The following is a 21,691-nucleotide window of genomic DNA, read 5'->3' as shown; positions in this document are numbered from 1 at the left end:
AGAGTCTCATGACAACTATCACAACGAATGTTGATGCGGTGCAAGGCAATGCATTGGCGGCGAAGGTTTCCCAGGCGCTGCTGTCCTCGTCCGCCGATCTGGTGATCATGGACGGCGCGACTCGGGAATGGACTCGGTATCCATGGGCCGAGGTGCACGCCCGGGCAGAGACCGTGGCCGTCGACCTGCTCGAAAATGCCGCGAACGGGCCCGTGGGCGCGCTGGGTCTGATCGGCAATCCCACCGTCGACCTGGTGGCCAGTGTCCAGGGAGCCTGGCTGGCGGGCACGAGTGTGTCCTTCTTCCCGGGTCTGGTGCGCGGAGCCGATCTGGATCGGTGGGCGCACACGACCCTGGAGCGCTGCGCGGCCATCGGTGTCCGCACGATCTACAGCCACGGCCGGGAGCTGGAACAGCTGCGGGCCGTGCCGACGAGCATCCGGCTCGAGGATGTCGCGGATATCGGTGCGAAACCGCGGCCGCAGTCGTTCACACCCGTACAGAACGGGGATGAGACCACTGCGGCGGTGCTGCAGAACTCGTCCGGTTCCACGGGCAGCCCGAAGACCGCTGTGCTTTCCCGCGGTGCCGTGATGAGCAACGTCAGCGCGATGGTCAGCCGTGCGCGCCTGAGCGGAGAAGACCTGACCTGTAGCTGGCTGCCGCTGTACCACGACATGGGCCTGATTACATTGCTGGCTTCGCTGTGGACGGGAATGCCACTCTGGTTGGCGCCGAACAGCGCTTTTGCGGCCTCGCCCATCAGGTGGCTGGACTGGCTCAGTGAAAGCGGCGCGACATATCTGATGGCCCCGAACTTCGCCTACGACATCATCGGCCGGTACGCCGGCAAGATCGATCGCGGCGTCGACCTGGGCAAGTTGCGTGCGGCCGTCAGCGCGGCCGAGCTGATCAACTGTGACGGTTTCGAGCGCTTCCTGACGGCGGCGACTCCGCATGGCTTCTCACCGGGTGCGGCCGTGGCGGCCTGGGGCCTGGCCGAGGGCACGTGCGTCGTGACGATGACCCATCCCGGTGTCGGCGCCAGATCCGATGACGTTCTCGTCGCTACCCCCGATGGTGGTCAGGCCCCCCGTAGGTACGCACTGGTCGGCTCCGCGTTCGACGGCATGGAGGTCCGGGTGGTGCCTGCCGAGCGCGAGGTACCGGCGATCAGCGGCCGGGATGTGGGGCGGGTCGAGATCAAGGGCGCCTGCATGATGAATGGTTATCTGGGTAGCCCGCCGATCGACAAAGACGAATGGTTCAACACCGGCGATCTGGGCTATTTTCACGACGGCGATCTGGTCATCGTCGGCCGGTTCAAGGAACTCATCGTTCTTGCCGGCCGCAATGTGTACCCCATCGACGTCGAGCGGGCGGCGGCCTCGGTCGAGGGCGTGCGGGCCGGAAGAGTCGCCGCGGTGGGACTCGACGAAGGTGGCGTTCGCCCCAGGCTGGCGTTGGCCGTCGAGTACAAGGGCACCGACTTCGACGCCGCGCGCCGACAGGTGGTTCAGCGGGTGACCGCCGACTGCGGGGTGGTGCCCTCCGAGGTCGTTTTCGTGACTCCCGGCGACCTGCCCATCACGACGTCGGGCAAGCTGCGGCGTCTTGAAGTCAAGCGTCTCATCGAGACGGGCGGAGGCCTGCGATGACCCTGGCCGACCAGGAGCCTCAGACCGTGGCTGCGTTGTCTGCCGAAGGTTTTCGCGCGCTGCTCGACTCGGTCATCGACGACGAGGTGAGGTCGTGGGTGGCGGAGGCCGAGGAGACCGAGCGCTTCCCCCGCGCCCTCATCGAGCGCTTCGGCCGTGGCGGTGTACTCGCCGACAAATGGGCCTCGGGTCCGCTGCCCGATGTGGCGAAGCTCGTGTCGTTGGGATTCGCGCTGGGCGATCTCGGTTCGATCGGGATCAGCATCGGCGCGAGCCTGCACGATTCCGCGATTTCCATCCTGCGCCGGTTTGGTCGCACCGACTACCTACGTGCGATCACCGAGCAGGCCATCCGTGGCCAGGCGGTGCTGTGTATCGGGGCATCCGAGGAGGCAGGCGGTTCTGATCTCCAGATTTCGGAGACCCTGGTCCACGGCGTCGACGGCGGCTACCACGTGCGGGGCAGCAAGAAATTCGTGTCGCTCGGCCCGATCTCCGATCACATCGTCGTCGTCGCTCGCAGTGCCGACGGTGATGCCGCGGGCAAGCACGGCAACGTGATGCTGTTGTTGGTGCCGACCGCTCAGGTGGTGGTGCACGAGCGCTACCGCAAGCTGAGCGCGGGACCGCTGGATACCGCGCCGATCGACATCGACACGTGGGTTCCCGCCGACGCGCTGATCGCCCGCCCGGGCGCGGGACTTGCCGCCATCAGCTGGGGCCTGTCCCACGAGCGGCTCGGCATCGCGGCTCAGGTGGTGGCGCTCTGCGAAAAGGCTCTCGGGATCACGATCGCCCGCATGACGGAGCGGGTGCAGTTCGGCAGCACACTCCTGGGGCACCAGGCATTGCGGCTGCGCGTCGCCGATCTGCAGTCCCGCGTCGACATGATGCGCTACTCGCTCGAAGGTATCGCCGCGACGGGCGAGATGAATCTGCGCACGGCGGCCGCGGCGAAGGTGACGGCTGCCCGGCTTGGCGAAGAGGTGCTCTCCGAATGCCTTCATATCTTCGGCGGCTCGGGATACCTGACCGACGAGACCCCGGTCGGGCGCTGGTGGCGCGATATGAAACTGGCCCGGGTGGGTGGCGGAACCGACGAGACCCTCTGGGAGTTCGTCGCCGCCGCGCTGAAGCCCGATATGGAGGGCTACCGCTCCTTGGGCGGCTAGGCCGGCTGCCCGGGTACATCGGCCGGGGTCCGCGGGGTGGTGTACAACGCCATCCTGCGGTTGGGCATCTGGTGCTCTCCGAGAAACACGCAACCGATGTGTTCGAACACTCGGCGGGTTTCGAAATTCTGGTATTCGGGGTCGAACATGACCCGCTTACATTGCGGCTCCAGCTCGAAGAAGCTCTTGATGATCTTGGGCAGGATCATCACCATGAAGCCCTTGCTGGCCATGGCCTGGTTGGCGATCGCGCCGTGTATTCCGAGGTCGTAGGGGTCCGCGTCGTACGTGGAGCCGATTGAATCCTGGGCCGCGCGATAGAACTCCAAGTAGCCGACGGGCTCATCGCGAAACAGCACCAGGTAAGGATGCGAATAGGTGCTCTCAACCTGGGCCTTGAGCTGGTCGTACCAGCGTGCGTCCGGCCAGTCCTGTTCCCAGCCGTTGACCAATGCCGGCTGACGCATCCACCGGGCGATGAGCGCCGTGTCGTCGCTGTCCGGATCGACCAGCCTCAAACCGAACGGGCTGGGGAGCGTGGCCGCGGGAGGTGCAGGCACCGAGGGGTCGGGGGCGACATGACGGTAGAGCACTGGCCAGGGGCGTTCCATGCATATAAGGATAGGCTATCCAACTGCGCAACCTGTGTGCTCCACGCAGGTTGCGCCCCCGACGGTCTAGGGGAACAGAGCGTTGGCATCCGCGTATCCGATGGCGCGTGACGCGAATCCGAACGTGCCGTGCTGGGCGATCTCCCGTGTGCCCTCCACGAAAGCCCCTAGCGCCGCCCGCGCCATGGCGGATCCGAGGCTGATCCGGCGCACACCCCACTGCGCGATCTCCTGGACCGAGTGATTCAGCACAAACCCCGCGGCGAGCAGGTTCACCGGGCGGTCCACTGCGGTGCAGACCGCACGGACGGCGTCGGCATCGGGCAGACCCGGTGCGTACACCACGTCGGCTCCCGCCTCGGCATACGCGGTCAGCCGGGCGATGGTGTCCGCCAGATCCGTTCTGCCGTACAGGAAGTTCTCGGCGCGCGCCGTCAGCGTGAAAGGGAAGGGCAAATCACGCACCGTGTGTACCGCGGCAGTGATTCGGTCCACCGCCTCGGCGACCGGGAAGATCGGTGCATGGGGATCCCCGGTGGTGTCCTCGATGGATCCGCCGACAAGCCCGGAGGCCGCCGCCTCCCGGATGGTCATGGCGATGTCTCCGATGGTGGGCCCACCGTTTTCCAGATCTGCCGAAACCGGGAGATGGGTTGCCGCCGCGATATCGGAGGCATTGGCCAGCGTCTCCGCGTGGCTGACCAGATTGGCACCGTCGCGACGTCCCAGCGCGAAGGCCAATCCGGCGCTGGTGGTGGCCAGGGCAGAGAAGCCGAAGCCGGTCAGGATGCGGGCACTCCCGGCATCCCACGGGTTGGGGACCACGAACGCACCGGACTGATGAAGAGCCGCGAACGCTACCGCACGCTCATGCTGTGAGGTCATGTATGCGACGCTAGCCCCTATGACTGAGCCCATGACGGAATCGGCAGGCAGACCGGCGGTTTGGCCCGCCCGCGGTGAGGTAGCCGCGCTCATCGACCACACGTTGCTCAAGCCCGAGGCAACTCCCGAGGACGTACGGTCGCTGATCGCGGAGGCTGCCGACCTCGGGGTGTTGGCGGTGTGCGTGTCTCCGTCGATGCTGCCGGTGGACCTGCCCGAAGGAGGTGCAGGCCTGATCGTCGCGGCGGTGGTGGGATTCCCGTCGGGGAAACATCTTTCGTCCATCAAAGCGCATGAGGCCGCTCTCGCCGTCGCGGCAGGAGCGACCGAGATCGACATGGTGATCGACGTGGGTGCTGCGGTGGCCGGAGACTTCGCGTCCGTGCAGGCCGATATCGAGGCCGTGCGGCGCGCGGCCCCGTCGGCGACCTTGAAGGTCATCATCGAATCGGCGGTACTGTTGGAACGCTCCGGTGCCGAGGCGGTCCGTCAGGCATGTCGGGTCAGTGAGGCCGCCGGAGCCGATTTCGTGAAGACCTCCACCGGATTTCACCCATCCGGGGGAGCGACGGTCGAGGCCGTGCGAATCATGGCAGAGACCGTAGGCGATCGGCTTCAGGTCAAGGCGAGCGGCGGAATCCGCACGGCACACGACGCCGCGGCCATGCTCGATGCCGGTGCCACGCGTCTGGGCCTCTCGAGTAGCCGGGCCGTCCTGGACGGGTTTCCGGTTTAAAAACTCAGGTTCTGCAAGCAGGGATTCTCGACCGGCTTCATCGGCTGGTTGGTGCTCGACAGTTTCACCGTGATGCCGTCGTTGGTGACCTTCACCTCTTGGGCCTTGAGTCCCATCGGGTATTCGCCGCCGACGAGTCCCTTGGAGAAGGTGTCCAGTGCCGGCTGGATGATTTCGCGGGGCAGACCGATGAACGCCGACACGTTCTCGGACTGCAGGGTCACCATGCCGTCCTTGATGACGGGTTTGGTGGTGATCTGGGCCAGTCCGCCGGCGGCGGTGAGGGTCACCTCGCCGGTCGACTCGTTGGTGGTCGCGTCGCCGACCAATGAACCGAGCATTCCCGGCACCAGCTCGCGGGCACTTTCGGTGATGCCGGCGGTCGGCCAGGACACCTCGACGTCGAGGCGGCCGATCGTGCCGAGCGAATCGGCGGTCTTCTTCAGGGAGACGTCACGCACCGTGATGGCGACGGCCATCTTCTTGGCCTGCGCGATCTGATTGCCCGCGGTCCTGATCGTCAGCTTGTCGATGTGATCACCGAGGTACTGAAGCACCAGCGGCGTCGGGCCGAAGGATGCGGTCGCGCCATCCTGAACCAGGCACGATGTGGCCGCGTTGACCTCGGTGCTGGTGCGCTGGCGCGCGTACAGCTCGATGCCGAGCACGGCAGCCAGGAACACGGCGACGACGATGACGCCGATGAGCACCAGGGACTTGTAGTCGCGGCTCTTCTTGGGCGCGGCAGGCTCCGCGGGCTCGCCGGCAGTGGTGGTGGCCGACGGCTCGTCCGGAGGCGGTGTCACCGGACTCTGCAGGGTGGGCGGCTGCTGTTCCGGCACCGTCGGCGGAACCTGCTGCGCCGGTGGTTGCCATGGCGAAGGCTCAGGAGGTGTCGATCCGGGTGGGCCGAGCGGCGGCTGAGGCGGTGTCGTCACCCGCGCGATTGTGCCTTACTCGGCTGAGGACGGGTTAAGGACCGGCAAGATCTTGCGGGTCTGCTCCACCGCGTCCAGATGCAGATCCGCCACGATGAGCTCCGGGTCGGGACCGGCCTGGGCGATGAGTTCGCCCGTCGGCGAGGCCAGCAGGCTGCCGCCGATTCCCGTGGGCGAACCGTGGGCCGGTGCCTCCAATGCGGGTAGGGCCTGGTCGGCGGCCGCCACGAAGCATGTCGAGTCGGCCGCCCGGGCGCGCGCCAGCAGTGTCCACTGATCCCATTTGCCGGTGCCGGCGGCCCATGAGGCGCTGACCGTGATCACCTGAGCGCCGCGCCGTGCCAGATCGGTGTAGAGGGCCGGAAAGCGGATGTCGTAGCAGGTGGTCAGCCCCACGGCCACACCGTCGACCGAGATGAGCACGGGTTCGTGACCGGGTGCGACGGTCGCCGATTCGCGGAAGCCGAATGCGTCGTACAGGTGAATCTTGTTGTAATGCGTATCGACACCCGGGCCGGTGGCCAGCAGGGTGTTGTGGACGCGTCCGTCGGCAGCCGGGGTGAACATGCCGACGACGACGGTCAGGCCTGCCTCCTGTGCGATCGCGCGGACGCTGTCGGCCCATCGCCCGTCCACCGGCTGTGCGACCGGGCCCAGCGGTACACCGAACCGGCACATGGTGGCCTCCGGGAACACCACCAGGCCGGCGCCTTGCACCGCAGCGTCTCGAACCGTGGCCGCCACCGTGGCCAGGTTCTCGGTGGGGTCGGTACCGCTGGTGATCTGCGCCAACACAATCCGCATAGGGTCAGCCTAGCGCGGCAGGTCGGTCACCGGGGCCACTGATGACCATGGAGTCGTCAAGATGCAGTCACGAACTTGACGCCTCTGCTGCTCAACAGGAAATCCGTTGTCGCGCAGTGCTTTCAACATCATGCGCCAGCGGACCCGGGGGCCGAAGACGCCGTGTGGGGCCGCTGCTGCCCAGCATCGATCGGCTGTGCTTAACAGGTCATGAATGGGCTGACCCGGAACATTATGGTGGATAAGGGCTTTCGGCAGCCTCTCGGCCAGATCGGACGGCTTCTCGATGTCGAAGGGATCGCAAGCCAGGGTGAGGGTGCGGGGGCCGGATGCGTCGAGTAGTAGCCAAGCGCAACGGCGGCCCAGTTCGTCACAGGTGCCCTCGATGATCAGCCCGCCGGGGGCCAGCCCGGCCCGCATCGCCGCCCACGCCTGGGTAACCTCCGGCTCCGGATACTGGCGCAGCACGTTGAAGGCGCGCACCAGAATCGGTGTGAGGCCGGCCAACTCGAATCCACCAAGACCGAAGTGGACTCCGTCACGCGCCGGTACCACCCGCTGGGGATCGATTTCCAATCCCGTCACCCGTACGTCAGATCGCACTGTCCGCAACCGGGCGGCCAGTTCCAGCGTGGTGTTGGGCATGGCCCCGTATCCCACGTCCACGACCAGGGGATCGGCGGCGCCTGCCAGGGCCGCGCGTACCTCGGGGTGATGAACCAGCCAACGGTCGCTGCGGCGCAGCCGATTGATCCCCGTGGTGCCGCGGGTGATGGTGCCCTGTGGGCGTGGGGAGGGAGCCACGGTATCCATGGTGCCTGGAAGGCCGCTGCCTGCGGTAATCGGGATTTCTTGGGATCGGTAGCCGACCGCTCCGCCTTCACTTGAGCCATCACGGAGCCATCGGGGCGACGGACAACGAAGGGACGAATGATGAATCGAGTAATCGTGGGCGCCATGGGACTTCTTGCCGCCGGTGCGGTGGTGGTCGGCTGCTCGACCGACAAGCCGGGCGGGGGTTCGCAGGTGAGCTCCGGCAGCAACGCCGAGGTGAAGGTCGACGGCAAGGACCTGGCGGGCCTGGATCTGAAGTCGGTGACCTGCGTCAAGCAGGGTGGCAACATCAACGTGGGCAGCGCCGCCATCAACGGCCAGCAGGGCCTGGGCGTCGTCATGACCGACGAGGCAACCCCGAAGGTGCAGTCACTGGGGCTGGTGTACGACGGCGCCGCGCTGGCGGTCAGCAGCGGGATGGGAGCCAGCGTCGGCTCTGCCGACGTGAAGGTCGACGGTAAGACCTACACCATCACCGGGGAGGCCTCGGGTGCCGACGTCAAGAACCCGATGGCCGGGATGATCACCAAACCATTCACCATCAAGGTGAGCTGCGGCTGACATCCCGACGGCGGCGGGCGTGCACAGTGCGCCCGCCGCTTTTTACTATTCGGAGGTGACGATCATCGGCGATCTGGAGCGCGCCCGCCACCTGGCGTTGGCGGCCCAGGAGGAGGGCGCCAAGGAGATCCTGCTCTCGCTGTTGACTCGGGCCGAGGAGTCCGACCGCGACGATCTGGCGTGCGAGGTGCTGGCCCAGCTCGCCGAGATCTACCTGGTGCGGACCGCGTACGACGGTGTGGTCGAAGGCGTCCGACGTATCCGCGAGTGCCTGAGCGTCTATCGGGAGATTCGATCGGGGCAGCGTCCCGATCTTGCGGCGCAGATCACCATGTCCGACAGCGAGGTTGATCACCTGATCTGCCGGTACACGCGGCGTGCCGAATTTCTCGCGACCGGACTGGCCGCTGCCAACGGTGATCACACCGGAGCCTCGGCGAGCCTGCACGCGCTCGTCGAAACCGATGGGGATTTCGAGGATTTGACCGCCGAGCACCGCAGACTCGTCTGTTACGCCAGGATTCTGATTGCCAGAGGGTTGTGCGACGACGACATGTATGCGGATTCGGTTCCCGTGTGGGCCGAGATCCTGGACCTGCTCGAGGAGTACGCGCGCGAGGGGGACCCCGAGTCCGACCATCTGTTCGTGAACGGTGCTCTGTCCTACGGCCGGTTCTGCGTGGAGACCGGGAGACTCGAGGAAGCGCAGCCGTGGCTGCGGCGTGCCGAGTCCCGCGCCGGGGCCCGGGACTGGCCGTTGGCCGCCGCCCGGGCGCAGTTGGAACGTGCCGCGGCCCGATGGGCTGACGGCGATATCGCCGAAACGCAGGCACTCGTCCACCAGGCCTACCCGGCAATCGCCGAGCATGTTCGGGCGCACGATGTGTCCCGCAGCTGGTTGTATTTCGGTCTCATCCGGTTCCGGATGGGAGCCCTTGACGAGGCAGACGAATGCTGGGGGCATTCCGAGCGGCACTGGCGGGAGATCGAGAAGCCGCTGCACATTCATCGAATTCTTTTGCAGCGCAGTTGGATCGCAATTCTTCGTGGCGACTTCGCGGTGGCGGCAGAGAAGGTGGCGCAGGCCCGGGAGTTGTTGGATTCCTATCCGCGGCACAGCTGGCTGCAGTACGCACGTCTTGATGATCAGCTGGGCAACATCTGGCGTGCGGATGCGCTTGCCGACATGGGGCTAGATCCCGCTACCGGCACGGTGTCCTGTGACCGGGACAGCCCCGCGTATCGCAGCGCCATGTCCAAGCTCCAACAGGCGGCGGACCTCAAGGTGCCTGCGGCGTTGGCGGTTGACGCGGTGCGCTATGCCATCTCCGATGCGGGAGCCAGGATGCGCTGGGCCAGATGTGTCTCGGCACCGCTGTTGGCGGGCGCCTTCGCGGTGGCCAAGGAATGGGAGAACGCCGCTTTGGTTAGTGAGTTGATTGAATACCACAGCGCACGAGGTGCTTTCACCACCGATGTAAGCGATCGGCAGTCGGTTCTGTCCACCGGCGCGTGGGCGTCCACCGCAACCGCGGCGGTTCCTGTCGAGGGAGAGCTGGCGCTCGTCGCCGCGGCACCGCCGGTGCAGGCGGACGGTGGGCTCACCCGCCTCGGGCCGTTGCCGCCGTTGCGGATGGATCCAGCCGGAGACCAGATCATGAGCGGCTACCGGGAGTTGGCCCGGCGGCGTTATGGCCGTGAGGTCACCGCCGTCGACGAGGAATGGTCAACGTGGCCGTGACAACTCTGGTTCTGCGATTCGCCGACGTCGGCATCGCCACGTACGCCAGTCTGCGGGTGGTGGGGGAGCCGCCACGAACAGTTACCTGGGTCATCGAGCAGCAGTCGCTGGAATCGGCCTGCGATGCACTCCATTCCGCGTTACCGGATCCTTCGGAGGCCGAGACCGCACTCATGGCCATCGAACGGTCGTTGACCACGGGGGCGTTCGCACACCCGGACTCCGAACTCGATCTGGCCCGCGCGCTGGGGTCGAAGTTGGTGGCGCCCGAAGGTTGGAAGCTGCTGTCCGAGTGCGCGTCTTCGCCGCGGGCAGTGCTGTTCGTGACCCCCAGCCCCACATTGGCGCGGGTGCCCTGGGGGCAGCTGGCGATGCCCGGGCAGGACGGCTTCCGCTTGATGGAACTTGTCGACGTCTTGATGGCCGTGCCGCCTAACATCGTGCACGCACCGCGCCGCCCGGCGCGATGGCGTGAGCGCCGGGACGGCCCGGCGGTGCTGCTGCTGGATCCGCGGATTCCCGGGCAGCGGCCGGATTCTGCCTTGGGTTCGGTGTTGGGCCGGCCCGATCCGGACGCGGTGCTGACCCGTCATTTCGGCGAGTTGGTGGACGGCCACCGGGTTCTTCCCGCGGTCGGTGCGCCGGTAGAACTGTTCCGCCGCAGCGATATCGATCGTCACTGGCTCGCCGGGGCGTGTGCGCAAGATCCGTCCCGACTGCTCTACGTCGGTCATGCCAGTGCTGCGGAGGGTGCCGTTGGCCACGCCGAACGGGCCGCCCTGCATCTGGCCGAAGACCGCCCGCTGACCGCGGCGGACATGATGGCCACGCGGCTTCCGATTCCGCCGCGGGTGGCGCTGTTGGCCTGCTCGTCGGGAGGCGACTACCGATTCGACGAGGCGACGGGGCTGGCGGCTTCGATGATCTTGGGTGGCGCGGAGTTGGTGACGGCCACCCTGTGGTCGTTGCCGACTGCCGCCGCGTACAACCAATTCTGCTCGCATACAACCGACCCCATGGCCGATACGGTCGCCGAGGTTGACCGTGCGCACTGCGAAGAGGATGCGGGCCGCGCCGTGAATCGTTGGCAGCGGGCTCGGTTGCGGCGCTGGCACGAGGGTGATCTGGCGGCAAGTCCATTGCACTGGGCTGCCGTGGTGAGTTTCGCCGTCGACGGCGCCCGCTGATTCAGCTGGCGTGCACCCGTACCGCGATGATGCTGTGATCTCGGGGTCGGTAGTACGCGTCGATCACGCTGCCTGGTGTCATCTTCGGCAGCGTGGACTCCGGTATCACCGCGGTTTCGCGCGTCGGGAACTGGCTGCCGTCCGGACGGGTCACCATGAGGTCCAATTGCACCTCGCGCCCCGAGCCGGTGGCGTTCACCCCGGTGACGATCCCGTGGGAGCGGGTGCCTCCGCCGATGACGGCACGCTGCGCCCCGGTCAATAGCCGTCTACGGATCAGCAGGTGATCGAACTCGGCGGTGAATTCTTCGATGGTGACCAGACGCTCCTCGGACTCTTCGTCGGGAGGGGCGGATGTATTCCGGCGGGCTGACAGTGAAGCTACGTATCCGCTCAGGGCTTTGGCAATGGCGGGAAATAGTCCTGTGGTCATGCCGATAGCCTCGACCCGGCCTGCTGCTACCGAACCCAACTTTTGGCTGGTCGACAACGATTACCCTGGTCACGGTGAGCATCGGGTCGGCAACATCCGAGGGCGCTGTCGCGGTGGGGTCGGCGGTACCTCGCCGCGCCGTGATCGATCGCGCCTGGCGTGCCATCGGCTCCGGCGTCGAGGTGCTCAGTGCCGACGACGGTGGGCCGTTGCGCAGGACCGTGAAACGGATTCTCGACCCTTTGGTGCTGCGGCTGCGCAGCAATACCTCCTTCTCGGCTCCGGTGCTGGCTCCCGACGTCGCGGACGCCGTGCATGCCTTGATCGTGGGGCACGCCTCGCAATTGCGGGCCACCGCAGACTGGTTCGTGGTACTCAAGGCCGAGCGGCGCAAGCAGCGCATCACCACTGGCAACGCCCAAGAACTCTATTTTCCAGTGTGTTTCGAGCTGGCTATCACTAAAGGCGTTCCGCAGCTGGCGGATCAGCGCACGGCGATAGAAGTTCTTCAGGATCTGCATCGTGGTCGGGACCGGACCGCGATCGAGGTTCTCAACCGGCATGTCCAGGACCCCGCCGTGGTCGCCAGGCTCACCAGGCTGCGGGATCGCAGCTGGCGTGATGTGCGGCCCGACGACTCGATCACCGGCCCATTTTTCACGGGCCTGGCGACAGTTCTCGGCGCGGCCAGTGGCCACCGTGAGATGACGGCGCGTCAAAGGGTTTGGGCGGCGCTTGTCGCCGACGCGACACCGTTCAACCTCGGTGCAAGCGTTCACGAAACCGTTGCCACCGTGCCGTGGTCGATTGTCGAGATCGGGTTGAGTTCGGTTGAACCGCAAGGGCCTCCGGCTATCGACGGAGAACCGGAAGGTGACCGCCCGATGGATCGTAGTGTCGTCGATCGGGTGCGGGCGACACTGCGCCGGGCACTGGATCGAGACGAGCTCCCCGATGTTCCGCTGCTATGTGCCGAGGAGGTCGACCGGGCCTGCGCTCCCTGGGGGCTGCTGAGCGAGGACAAACAGGCGGCTCTGGTGGCAGGCATAGAGGTGGCGACAGATTTACGGCCACTGGGTGATTCGGTGACGACACGCTATGAACTGTCCGGGCGGGTTCAGGCTCGACTGGCGAAGGAGGCCTACGTGATGCATGCCCGGCGCTATCTCACCGCTGGAGAGCCTCTGCACCCACGGCAGCGACAGGTTGTCGAGGACCTGGCTGTCTTCGCGCGGCCCTACCTGGGCCGCTTGTGGGCCAGGCTGCACGGCCGCGATGTCTGGCAAGAGTCCTGTGGTGATGTCGATGATCTGCGGTCGTTGTTGGAAGGGGCGGCACGCTCGGTGAGCCTGGACCACCGGCAGCGGATCAAGGCCATGCTGGAATTGCAGGTCGCGGGATGAAGCTTGTCAACGAATCCGGTTCATGGACAACGGGCATCGCTCCAGCACCGCTTCCGGCGGTGGCGCTCTTGGAAGTGAGCGGTGCGGTGCTGTCCTGGCAGGTCGACGATCCGTCGGAGCAGCCGGTTATCAGCTTCACCGATGTGGCCCGGGCCGACTGGATGTGGCGGGTTCTCGGCGAGCCCGGACACGTCGCCGTCGTCGAGGCGCTGAATGGCGCAGATCCATCCACGGTAATCGAGCTGCCGGCGGTGTCCGTCCCGCCAGGAGCGGCAGATTCCTTGCGGCGGTTGGCGCTAGGCCATTGGCTACGACGATGGTGGCCGGCCAGCGGCCGGGACGGCATCACCGCGCTGGATCGCGCGCTGCTCGACGCCGAACTCGCGGTGCTGACCGCGGCCGCCGAGGAATACTTCACCGACGACACCCTGGATTCTGATGTGGCCGGGCTCCTGGCGCCTCACAGTGCGGCCCTGGGTACCTATCGCGACCCGAGAGTGGACGTGCTGGTTGAGCGTTGCCGAGATCTGGCGGACGAGGTTGGACTCGATTGGCATGCGCCGGCCGTCGGGGCCCCGCGGCAGGCGGATTACGCGTTGGCCGCCGGTCCCGCGGAACCACCTCGGCCGTCGGGCGTGATCGCCGCGGGAGATGCGACCATCGCGTGGTCAGGAGTACCGCCGGGGATCTTCGACGCCGCGGAACGCAATCTCGCCTGGGCCGTCGTCGGCGAGGACGGGATGGTTACCGCTCGGCTGCGGTCGGCGGTATCGGGTCCCGATTCGGCGGCAGGCATTCCGGCCTCGTTGCGCTGCGGTGAGTTTCACGCGACGGGCGTATTGGATGCCGTGGGTGCCGCGGTGCTACCGGTGCTCGACGCCGATGGCCTTCCCGCCGGGGAGGCGCAGGCGTGGAACATCGACTGGTCGGTGGCGGAAGTGAGCGCGGGTACCGGGGGTGCTGCCGAATCGATCGAGCTGCGGGCTCGGATCCGGGCCTTCGCGCGCGCCCGATTGGCTGCTCCCGCCGCCGACGCGTTCCTCGCGGAGTTGTTGGCCGCCGAGTCGGACTACTGATCCTTACGCCCCTCGGGTCCTCAACGGTCAGTGGTGCTTCGAGATCCAGTCGGCGATGAAGCCCTCCTCCACGCGGAAGAGGTCGTTGAGGTGATACAGGATCAGGTCCTCGAGCTTGCCTCCGAGGAACGGGATGTACACCTTGCACGTGCTGGAGAGCCTGAGCTGAGAACCCTGATCGGTATCGGACAGCTTGCACACGCCGGTGAAGGAGCCCGGCCCGGCCAGCACCGAGGCGCCGTAATTGCCCATCGCAGACCCCTTGCGCTGATCAAACGGCCCGAAATGCTGTACCCGGGTGATGATCATGTCGGCGAGCATCACCTTTTGTGCGATGGGCGGCAGGTAGATGCGGGGCAGATTCTGCTTGAGCACCACATCGATGCCGGATTCGGTCACGCTGAAGGTGTGAATCTCGGAGATCGGCGTGAGCCATCCGTAGGCCGACATCAGGGTCTCCCAGTAGTCCCGGCTGGCGAAGTCCTGATAGATCTTCTCTGCCGGAGCCGGGAAGTTCACCGTGAACACCGAGCGCCTGGACATTTGACCGAGGTTAGCCGTGGGTGGCGATCCACTCCGAGGTAAATCGCTGTTCGGCAGATAACAAGTCCATCAGCTTGCCGCCGACGAAGCCCTCGATCTTGCCGCCTACCAGGGGGATCTTGACCTCGACGCCGACCTTTAGGTCCAGCCGGGAGCCCCTGGCGCCGGGGTGTAGCCGAGCGGTCCCGGACAACGTGACGGGTGCACCCGGTATCGAGCCTTCCACGGTGCCCTCGGATGCGCCGCCGTCGACGGCGCTCCACTCCTCCGTACGGACAATTTGCAGGTCACCCCGGTGAAACTGAGCCACAATGCCGGGTAGCCGGTCGCTGCGCAGCACCTGGGTGGTGACAATCTCGAGTGCACCGTGCTCGGATTTCAGGGAGTCCAGGGTTGCGGTATCGGCACCGGAACCGGCCAGCCGTTCATTCCAGTAGGCCTCGTCGGCGAAGGCCGCGTGGACCTGCTCGACGGTTGCCGAGTATTCCACCGACAGGTCAAATGAGCGTGCCATGGGTCGCAAGGCTACCGTTACGGCCCGTGAGGCTGGCATCGACAACGCGCGCGCGGATCGAGGATCTCGGCGCCGTTGTGACCGAGGATGCTCCGCTCGGCGCGCTGACGACATTGCGGTTGGGGCCGGTGGCGTCCACGCTCGTTCGGTGCGAGAGCAGCACACAGGTGACCGGCGCGCTGGCCGCGCTCGACGGCTACCGCACTCTGTTGCTCGCGGGCGGATCGAACGTTGTTCTTGCCGACGATCTTCCGGACCTCACCGTGGTGCATATCGCCGCGGCCGGTGTCGAGGTGGATGGGTCGCTGCTGCGTGCGGCCGCGGGAACCAACTGGGACGAGGTTGTGGAGCTGTCCCTGCAGGCCGGTCTTGGTGGGCTGGAATGTCTCTCGGGAATTCCGGGTACCGCCGGCGCCACCCCGGTGCAGAACGTGGGTGCCTACGGCGTCGAGGTGGCCTCGCTGCTGCGACGTGTGCGGGTGCTGGACCGTGGGACGGGACAGGTGCGCTGGTACGAGCCCGATGAGCTGGGATTCGGTTACCGCACCAGCATTCTGAAGGGCACCGACGTACGCGTGGTGTTGGAGGTCGAGTTCGGCTTGTCGACGGATGGTCTGAGCTCGCCGATCCGGTACCCGGAGCTGGCCAAGGAACTCGGGGTGGGGCAGGGGGAGCGCACTGATGCGCTGGCCGTACGGGAAGCGGTACTGGGCCTGCGCCGGAGCAAGGGCATGGTGCTCGACGAGGCCGATCACGACACCTGGAGTGTCGGTTCGTTCTTCACAAACCCTGTTGTCACCGAGGACGATCTGGATGGCGTCCAGTCGCGCGTGCGCGAACGTTTGGGGCCCGATATCGCGATGCCGCAGTATCCGGCCCAGGACGGGGTGAAGCTGTCGGCAGCCTGGCTGGTGGAGCGGGCCGGCTTCGTCAAGGGCTATCCCGGGGAACAGTCGGCGGTCCGGGTCTCCACGAAACACTCACTGGCACTGACGCATCGCGGCGGAGGTAGCACCGGTGAGCTGCTGGCGCTTGCCCGCACCGTTCGTGACGGGGTGTGGGCGGCCTTCGGTGTGCGCCTGGCGCCTGAGCCGGTGCTGGTGGGCTGCTCACTGTAATCACGCGGTTGGCCTGCGTACCTGCGGGGCAGGCTCGTACAGTGGGCCGATGGGGCTGGGAATCGGTGTACACGGGCTCTTCGTAGGGCTCGGTGTACTGGTCGCCGCCATCGTCTTCGCCTGCGAAGCGCGCCGGCGCGGTGCTCCTGCTGAGCAATCGTTGATCGCGGTGGCGGGTGCTCTGGTCGGCGGTGCGATCGGCATGCGGCTGTCGGGCTGGATCGAGCACCTCAATCCGGCGCTCAATCCGAGCCTGACCGAGGCCTGGATGTTCGGGTCGCGCAGCATCATCGGTGGGCTGTTGGGGGCATATGCCGGTGTGCTGGTGGCCAAACGGCTCATCGGGTACCACGCCAAGACGGGGGATCTGTTTGCACCCGCGGTGGCCCTGGGCATGGCGGTGGGCCGGATCGGATGTCACCTGACGGAGGCTCCCGGTAGGCCGACCTCGTTGCCGTGGGGTATCCACGCCCCGGCCTCGCGACCGGACTGTCCAGGATGCCTGGCCGGAGTGGCGATGCATCCTTCCTTTCTGTATGAGATCGCTTTCCAGCTGGCGGCTTTCGCGGTGCTGTGGTGGTGGCTGCGTCCCCGTGTGACGCGGCCAGGCGAGCTCTTCGTGCTCTATGTGTCCGCGTACGCAGTGTTTCGATTCTTGGTCGAATTCACCCGTGCGAACGAGACAGTGTGGCTGAATCTGACACGACCGCAATGGGTTCTGCTGCCGGGAATGACGCTAGCGGCGTGGCGGCTGTGGCGCGGCTATCGTGCCGGATATTACGAAGGACTTTTCCGAAGGCGTGTCCCCGAAGTGGTGGCGGCATGAGTCAACCGGAGCCGGGACCTGGTGTCAGCGGTGGACATGCGGTGCTTGGCGCATTCCTCTTCGCGGTGGTGAACGCGGTCGTCGCGGTGGTGGCATTCGTGGTCGCCCTGAGCGTCTCGGACAAGAGCAGCAACTCCGGTGATGCGGTCTTCATCGCGTTCGCGGTGGTGAGCCTGCTGGCGGCGTTCGGTGGCGGTGCCGCACTGATGAGGACGGGCGATCGGGACAAGCGTGGGCTGGGCCTGGGATTGATGATCGGTTGGGCGCTGGTGACCCTGCTCACCGGTGGGGTCTGCACGGGGGCGGGCGCTTTCCTCGGTTGGATCCCGGGTCTGTGAAATGACCACGCCGCCGCAGCCACCGCCCGGGGATGAGTCACCGCCGCAGTACCCCTACGGTCCTTATCCCCATGGCCCACAGGGATATCCACCGACGGGGCATCCCCAATACCCGCCAGGGTACTACCCGTATGCCCCGCCGCCGCGGCGATCGGGCGGCGGGGCGATGGTCGGGATGACGTTCGTGGGCATTTTCGTGTTCTGGGTGACGACATTCGGGATGTTTCTGACGCTGGAGAGCGCGATGAGCGCCGGATTCACGGCAGATACCCGGGCCACCGTCCTGGCCATCGTGATGTCTGTCGTTGGGCTGGCAGGTGGTCTGGCACTGACCATTTGGGGCCGAGACTGGGTTCGGGGGCTGGGAATCGGTCTCATGATCGGCTGGGCGACGGTGGCGATCTTGACGGGGTTGGTGGTGGGTTGCTTTTCGATGCTGGAAGGATTGGAGTAGACGTGGCGGGTATGGGGCTGCGTGGGGACCGGATCATGCGGTACGTCAACGCGTTCTGTCCGTTATGCCACGAGGAGGGGCCCGAGACCCCGCTGGCCGAGGTGCGCCGGCTCTCGGGCTGGCTCGCGCATCGTGACGACAAGGTGTGGCTGGAACGGGCCTGCCGCACACATGGACTGGTGCGCACGCTGTACGACGAGGATGCCGAGATCCTTGAGTATCTCGAGGAGTGGACAGCGCCGACCAAGGCCCATATGCCGGATGTACCGGGCAATTTCGATCCCATACCGATGGCCTATCTACGTGGACTTCCCGAGATGCAGACCCAGCACACCTGCATTCTGCTGGCCGATATCACCGAGGCGTGCAATCTGCGCTGCCCGACCTGCTTCGCCGAGTCGTCACCCGATCTGCGCGGTGTGGTGCCGGTACAGGCCGTGCTCGCCAACGTCGATCAGCGCCTGGCTCGCGAGAGCGGCCGACTGGATGTGCTGATGCTCAGTGGTGGTGAACCGACCGTTCACCCGGAGCTCGACCGGCTGCTCGATCAGTTGATGACCCGGCCGATCACCCGAATCCTCATCAACACCAATGGCGTACTCATCGCGCGGGACGATGCGCTGCTGGAGCTGCTGGCACGTCACCGTGAGCGGGTGGAGGTCTACCTTCAGTACGACGGACCGTCGGCCGACGCTTCCCGCCATCACCGCGGCGGCGATCTGAGGAGAATCAAAGCCGCTGCTGTGCAACGTCTTTCCGACAAAGAGATCTTCACGACGTTGGTCATGACCACGGCGCTCGATGTCAACGACGCGGATATCGGTGCGGTCGTCAAGCTCGCCCTCGATACTCCGTATGTGGGCGGTGTGTCGATCCAGCCACAGTTCGGATCTGGCCGGGCGGGAGCGATCGATCCGATGAGGAGGCTGACCCACACGGGTGTGTTGAAACGTCTTGGACCGCAGACCGATGACGTCGTGACCTGGCGGGACTTGACGGCCCTGCCGTGTTCGCATCCACACTGCTGCTCGGTGGGGTACATGCTGCGCGACGACGCGGGAGTATGGCGATCGCTCACCGCCCTCATCGGACATGACCGTCTCAAGGAGAACCTGGGGCTGGTATCCAACCGGATCGCCGATCAGGAGGTTCCGCAGCAGCTGAGGATGGCGGTCAAGGAGTCCCTACTGGGTTTGCTCTCCGAGCAGTCCTCACTGTCGCATCCGACGATCGGCGATGTGTGGAAGATTATCTGCGACAGCTGCGATTTGGGAATCTCGACCCTGATGACGCTCGCCGTATCCGCGCTGCCGGGTCGGCGAGCCAAGCTGCGCCGGATGCTGGGAGAGCGGATAGTGCGGATCACCGTCAAGCCGTTCATGGACATGTCGACGATGATCGAGGAGCGGCTGACGCAGTGCTGTGTGCACGTGGGAACGCACGCCGATCAGGACCAGTGTGCACCGTTCTGCGCGGTGCAGGCGTGGCCCGCGTTGTCGCGGCAGCGGCTGTCGATGTCGGCGGCTGCCTCCGTGCCTGAATTGCTGCTGTTGCCGATCCAATAGGTAAGCGTACCAAGGCTGATCGACGCACCGAGCAGGCAGACACCGGTCCATCCGTGAGTCGAGTACGCCCAGGTGGACGCGATGGCGCCCGCCGCACTGCCGATGGAATAGAACGTCATGTAGGCGGCAGTGAGACGCCCGTGGAGGTCGGCGTCCAGGCGGTAGATGAGGCTCTGGTTGGCCACGTGCACCGACTGCAGTCCGAAGTCGATGATCACGACTGCGATGGCGAGCCCAATCAGGGACCAGCGCAGGGTGGCCGCCAATAGCCACGCCGCCGACATCAACCACAGACCGATTCCGGTGACCCGGCTGGCCAGGCCGTTGTCGCACCACGATCCGGCCTTGAACGCCCCGAGTGCGCCAGCAGCCCCGGCCAGGCCGAACAGTCCGACTTCCGTGTGCGACAGGTGATATGGGGCAGCGGTGAGCGGGAGCACCATCGGTGTGAGCAAGACCGTGATGGCGGCGAAGATCAGCATCGCGATGACGGACCGTGAGCGCAGTACCGGTTCATCGCGTAGGAGCCGGAGCGTTGAGGTCAGTAGTTGACCGTAGTGCAGCCCGGTGCGTGAGCGCGTGGCTCGCGGCAGGACGCGCATCAGGATCCCGGCTGTTGCCGTCGCAGCGGCGGCCGCTATCAGGTATACCGATCGCCAACCGAGCAGATCAGATAGCACACCGGATACTGTGCGCGACAGGAGGATTCCGCTGATGATCCCACCGGTCACCACGCCGATGGCCCATCCCTGCCGCGCGGGCGCGGCGTGCACCGCGGTATAGGTGACCATCACCTGGGTGACCACGGCCAGCCCGCCGAGCGCGGTGATGCTTGTCAGGAACGTCCACGCGTTGGGGGAAACGGCGGTGGCGAGCAGTGCCACCGCGAGCGCCACGGTCTGCCCGACGATGAGCCTGCGGCTTTGGACGATATCGCCGAGGGGCACGATCAGCAGTAGGCCTATGGCGTAGCCGATCTGGGTGAGGGTCAGCACGATGCCGACCTGTGCTGTGGGGATGGAGAATTGCGCGCCGATGGTGTCGAGCAATGGCTGCGAGAAGTAGATGGTTGCCACCGCGAGTCCGCAGGCGAACGAGAACAACACGATGATGGGCCTGGTCAGCACGCCGACTCCTCGGTAGAGTTGGTTTCAATTCGCAACCATCTGAGCGTGGCATGAATGGTTGCATATTGCAACCAAGGGAGTTTGTCGATGGTGGGACGTGCCGGTCACGCGGAATCCAGTTGCACGCTGGCCAGGCCGCTGGGCGAGATCGGCGACGGTTGGTCGTTGCTGATCGTTCGCGACGCATTCGACGGGTTGCGCAGATTCGGGGAGTTCCAAAAGCGCCTTGGACTGGCGAAGAACATCCTGGCGTCGCGGTTGTCGGCGTTGGTGGACAACGGAATCCTGGAGATTGTCCCGGTCGGAGCGCGGCACGAATACCAGTTGACGGCCAAGGGGCACGGGCTGTTTCCGGTCTTGGTTGCCCTTCGGCAGTGGGGCGACGAGTTCTGCTTCCACTCCGGGGAACCGCGCGCCTCACTGGTAGATCGCGAGACATCGCGTCCGCTGCGGCAGTTCGAGCTCCGTGCGGCGGACGGCCGCGTACTGGGGCCGGAAGATACGACCGTTATCGGCGCGGGGGAGAACGGCGTCTAGTTCTGGTCCAGCCAGAATCCTCGGGCTCGTCTTCCCGCAATCCCGGATGTTGGTCGTCTACCGTGCGAGGGTCGCCCAACGAAGGAGCACCCATGCGGATCGGATTCCTGGCGCTTGTGATGTGGGTTGGACTGCTGCTGGCGCCGGCCGCGGCGGCCGACCCGGTCGCGACGCCGGTGGACCCCTCCTCCCCGGACGGTGCCGTCCTCGTGGCGCCCGCGCTCGCGGATGCGACCGCTCAGCTCGGCAAGCCGGTCCGCTTGGATGTGCGCAGCCTCAAGGCGGCCGATGGCTGGGCCTTTCTCTGGTCGGCCATGAAGGAGCCCGGCGGTGAACCTATCGACTACGCCGGAACTCCCTTTGCCGAAGCCTCGGCCAACGGCGTCCTGTCGAAGAAATACGTAGCCCTGCTGCACCAGGACGAGCAGGGCTGGGCCCTCGTCGATAAGCGCCTGGGCCCGAGTGATGTCGCGTGGGCCGGCTGGAGCGCTCAGTACGGCGCCCCCGCCGCGATCTTCGATATCCCGGTCTATTAGCCGATCGCAGGGCAAAACCGCACGTCCGGCCCGATCCAGGGTGTGATCCTGGTCTGGCTGGGCGAAGCTGTCCGCAGCGGGCCGTATCGTGGGG

24 protein-coding genes are annotated in these 21,691 nt (G+C 66.0%); 15 read left to right on the top strand and 9 right to left on the bottom strand.

Annotated features, from left to right (window positions below; all coding sequences use genetic code 11):
* Positions 1-8 precede the first annotated feature (8 nt).
* Complete coding sequence (gene mbtM / locus MYCSP_RS19305; RefSeq protein WP_083014891.1) at positions 9-1,658, top strand: long-chain-fatty acid--ACP ligase MbtM; 1,650 nt, start codon at positions 9-11, stop codon at positions 1,656-1,658.
* Positions 1,655-2,830, top strand: coding sequence for an acyl-CoA dehydrogenase family protein (locus MYCSP_RS19300; RefSeq protein WP_083014895.1), 1,176 nt, complete (start codon positions 1,655-1,657; stop codon positions 2,828-2,830). The genes mbtM and MYCSP_RS19300 overlap by 4 nt, the downstream gene beginning before the upstream one ends.
* Here the strand turns inward: MYCSP_RS19300 and MYCSP_RS19295 are convergent.
* Positions 2,827-3,441, bottom strand: coding sequence for a GNAT family N-acetyltransferase (locus MYCSP_RS19295; protein WP_070909172.1), 615 nt, complete (start codon positions 3,439-3,441; stop codon positions 2,827-2,829). The two genes, MYCSP_RS19300 and MYCSP_RS19295, sit on opposite strands and share 4 nt — an antisense overlap.
* Before the next feature lie 66 nt (positions 3,442-3,507).
* Entirely contained in the window at positions 3,508-4,326 is an 819-nt protein-coding gene (locus MYCSP_RS19290; protein ID WP_088414774.1) for an isocitrate lyase/PEP mutase family protein, read from the bottom strand.
* Between the two features lie 19 nt (positions 4,327-4,345).
* On the opposite strand from MYCSP_RS19290, the gene deoC reads away from it, so the two are divergent.
* Complete coding sequence (deoC, locus tag MYCSP_RS19285; RefSeq protein WP_083014900.1) at positions 4,346-5,062, top strand: deoxyribose-phosphate aldolase; 717 nt, start codon at positions 4,346-4,348, stop codon at positions 5,060-5,062.
* Here the strand turns inward: deoC and MYCSP_RS19280 are convergent.
* Genes MYCSP_RS19280 through MYCSP_RS19270 form a run of 3 tightly spaced genes read right to left on the bottom strand, consistent with a single transcriptional unit; the run spans position 5,059 to position 7,617 of the window.
* A complete protein-coding gene (locus MYCSP_RS19280; protein ID WP_088414770.1) occupies positions 5,059-6,000 on the bottom strand; it encodes an LmeA family phospholipid-binding protein in 942 nt (313 codons plus the stop codon). The two genes, deoC and MYCSP_RS19280, sit on opposite strands and share 4 nt — an antisense overlap.
* Positions 6,001-6,015: 15 nt before the next feature.
* A complete protein-coding gene (locus MYCSP_RS19275) occupies positions 6,016-6,804 on the bottom strand; it encodes a carbon-nitrogen hydrolase family protein (protein ID WP_088414768.1) in 789 nt (262 codons plus the stop codon).
* A gap of 9 nt (positions 6,805-6,813) precedes the next feature.
* A complete protein-coding gene (locus MYCSP_RS19270) occupies positions 6,814-7,617 on the bottom strand; it encodes an SAM-dependent methyltransferase (RefSeq protein WP_083014909.1) in 804 nt (267 codons plus the stop codon).
* Positions 7,618-7,737: 120 nt separating this feature from the next.
* Between MYCSP_RS19270 and MYCSP_RS19265 the strand changes: the two genes are divergently transcribed.
* From MYCSP_RS19265 to MYCSP_RS19255, 3 genes are read left to right on the top strand one after another with little or no spacing between them, the layout of a single operon-like run.
* Positions 7,738-8,199: a lipoprotein LpqH gene (locus MYCSP_RS19265; protein ID WP_070909983.1), complete on the top strand. Its 462-nt coding sequence runs from the start codon at positions 7,738-7,740 to the stop codon at positions 8,197-8,199.
* Between the two features lie 55 nt (positions 8,200-8,254).
* The gene (locus MYCSP_RS19260) at positions 8,255-9,940 is read left to right on the top strand and encodes a hypothetical protein (protein WP_083015018.1); all 1,686 of its coding nucleotides are present in this window, start codon (positions 8,255-8,257) and stop codon (positions 9,938-9,940) included.
* Positions 9,922-11,127 carry a CHAT domain-containing protein gene (locus MYCSP_RS19255; RefSeq protein WP_083014912.1) on the top strand — a complete coding sequence of 402 codons (1,206 nt, stop codon included), beginning with the start codon at positions 9,922-9,924 and terminating at the stop codon, positions 11,125-11,127. Before MYCSP_RS19260 ends, MYCSP_RS19255 begins: the two co-directional genes overlap by 19 nt.
* 1 nt (position 11,128) lies before the next feature.
* On the opposite strand, the gene MYCSP_RS19250 is transcribed toward MYCSP_RS19255, so the two are convergent.
* Positions 11,129-11,566: a hypothetical protein gene (locus MYCSP_RS19250; RefSeq protein WP_083015021.1), complete on the bottom strand. Its 438-nt coding sequence runs from the start codon at positions 11,564-11,566 to the stop codon at positions 11,129-11,131.
* Between the two features lie 68 nt (positions 11,567-11,634).
* Here MYCSP_RS19250 and MYCSP_RS19245 point away from each other — a divergent pair, with 68 nt between their 5' ends.
* Positions 11,635-12,963 carry a hypothetical protein gene (locus MYCSP_RS19245; protein ID WP_088414762.1) on the top strand — a complete coding sequence of 443 codons (1,329 nt, stop codon included), beginning with the start codon at positions 11,635-11,637 and terminating at the stop codon, positions 12,961-12,963.
* Positions 12,960-14,039 (top strand): hypothetical protein, encoded by a 1,080-nt coding sequence (locus MYCSP_RS19240; RefSeq protein ID WP_088414760.1) that lies wholly within the window; start codon positions 12,960-12,962, stop codon positions 14,037-14,039. Before MYCSP_RS19245 ends, MYCSP_RS19240 begins: the two co-directional genes overlap by 4 nt.
* Positions 14,040-14,066: 27 nt before the next feature.
* Here the strand turns inward: MYCSP_RS19240 and MYCSP_RS19235 are convergent, their stop codons facing one another.
* Positions 14,067-14,582, bottom strand: a complete 516-nt coding sequence (locus MYCSP_RS19235) for a DUF2505 domain-containing protein (protein WP_083014920.1) — start codon at positions 14,580-14,582, stop codon at positions 14,067-14,069.
* Positions 14,583-14,592: 10 nt separating this feature from the next.
* Positions 14,593-15,096 carry a DUF2505 domain-containing protein gene (locus tag MYCSP_RS19230; protein ID WP_083014922.1) on the bottom strand — a complete coding sequence of 168 codons (504 nt, stop codon included), beginning with the start codon at positions 15,094-15,096 and terminating at the stop codon, positions 14,593-14,595.
* A 26-nt stretch (positions 15,097-15,122) separates the two neighbouring features.
* Here MYCSP_RS19230 and MYCSP_RS19225 point away from each other — a divergent pair, with 26 nt between their 5' ends.
* The 5 genes from MYCSP_RS19225 to MYCSP_RS19205 are packed head-to-tail and all read left to right on the top strand — an operon-like array spanning position 15,123 to position 19,397.
* Positions 15,123-16,214 carry a UDP-N-acetylmuramate dehydrogenase gene (locus MYCSP_RS19225; RefSeq protein ID WP_088414758.1) on the top strand — a complete coding sequence of 364 codons (1,092 nt, stop codon included), beginning with the start codon at positions 15,123-15,125 and terminating at the stop codon, positions 16,212-16,214.
* Positions 16,215-16,263: 49 nt separating this feature from the next.
* Positions 16,264-17,040: a prolipoprotein diacylglyceryl transferase gene (locus MYCSP_RS19220; RefSeq protein ID WP_088414756.1), complete on the top strand. Its 777-nt coding sequence runs from the start codon at positions 16,264-16,266 to the stop codon at positions 17,038-17,040.
* Positions 17,037-17,378 (top strand): hypothetical protein, encoded by a 342-nt coding sequence (locus tag MYCSP_RS19215; RefSeq protein ID WP_088414754.1) that lies wholly within the window; start codon positions 17,037-17,039, stop codon positions 17,376-17,378. Before MYCSP_RS19220 ends, MYCSP_RS19215 begins: the two co-directional genes overlap by 4 nt.
* Before the next feature lies 1 nt (position 17,379).
* Positions 17,380-17,832 (top strand): hypothetical protein, encoded by a 453-nt coding sequence (locus MYCSP_RS23185; RefSeq protein ID WP_157886204.1) that lies wholly within the window; start codon positions 17,380-17,382, stop codon positions 17,830-17,832.
* 11 nt (positions 17,833-17,843) lie between these two features.
* On the top strand, positions 17,844-19,397 hold the full coding sequence (locus MYCSP_RS19205) for a radical SAM protein (protein ID WP_088415676.1): 1,554 nt from the start codon (positions 17,844-17,846) through the stop codon (positions 19,395-19,397).
* Here the strand turns inward: MYCSP_RS19205 and MYCSP_RS19200 are convergent.
* The gene (locus MYCSP_RS19200) at positions 19,280-20,524 is read right to left on the bottom strand and encodes an MFS transporter (protein WP_157886203.1); all 1,245 of its coding nucleotides are present in this window, start codon (positions 20,522-20,524) and stop codon (positions 19,280-19,282) included. The genes MYCSP_RS19205 and MYCSP_RS19200 overlap by 118 nt on opposite strands.
* Positions 20,525-20,611: 87 nt before the next feature.
* On the opposite strand from MYCSP_RS19200, the gene MYCSP_RS19195 reads away from it, so the two are divergent.
* Positions 20,612-21,061, top strand: a complete 450-nt coding sequence (locus tag MYCSP_RS19195; protein WP_088414752.1) for a winged helix-turn-helix transcriptional regulator — start codon at positions 20,612-20,614, stop codon at positions 21,059-21,061.
* Positions 21,062-21,153: 92 nt separating this feature from the next.
* Entirely contained in the window at positions 21,154-21,597 is a 444-nt protein-coding gene (locus tag MYCSP_RS19190; protein WP_083014946.1) for a hypothetical protein, read from the top strand.
* The last annotated feature ends 94 nt before the right edge of the window (positions 21,598-21,691 follow it).

This window comes from Mycobacteroides saopaulense (assembly GCF_001456355.1).
Taxonomy (GTDB): Bacteria; Actinomycetota; Actinomycetes; order Mycobacteriales; family Mycobacteriaceae; genus Mycobacterium; species Mycobacterium saopaulense.
Note: the sequence above shows the minus strand (reverse complement) of the source record. Positions and strands in the feature narration are given on the sequence as shown.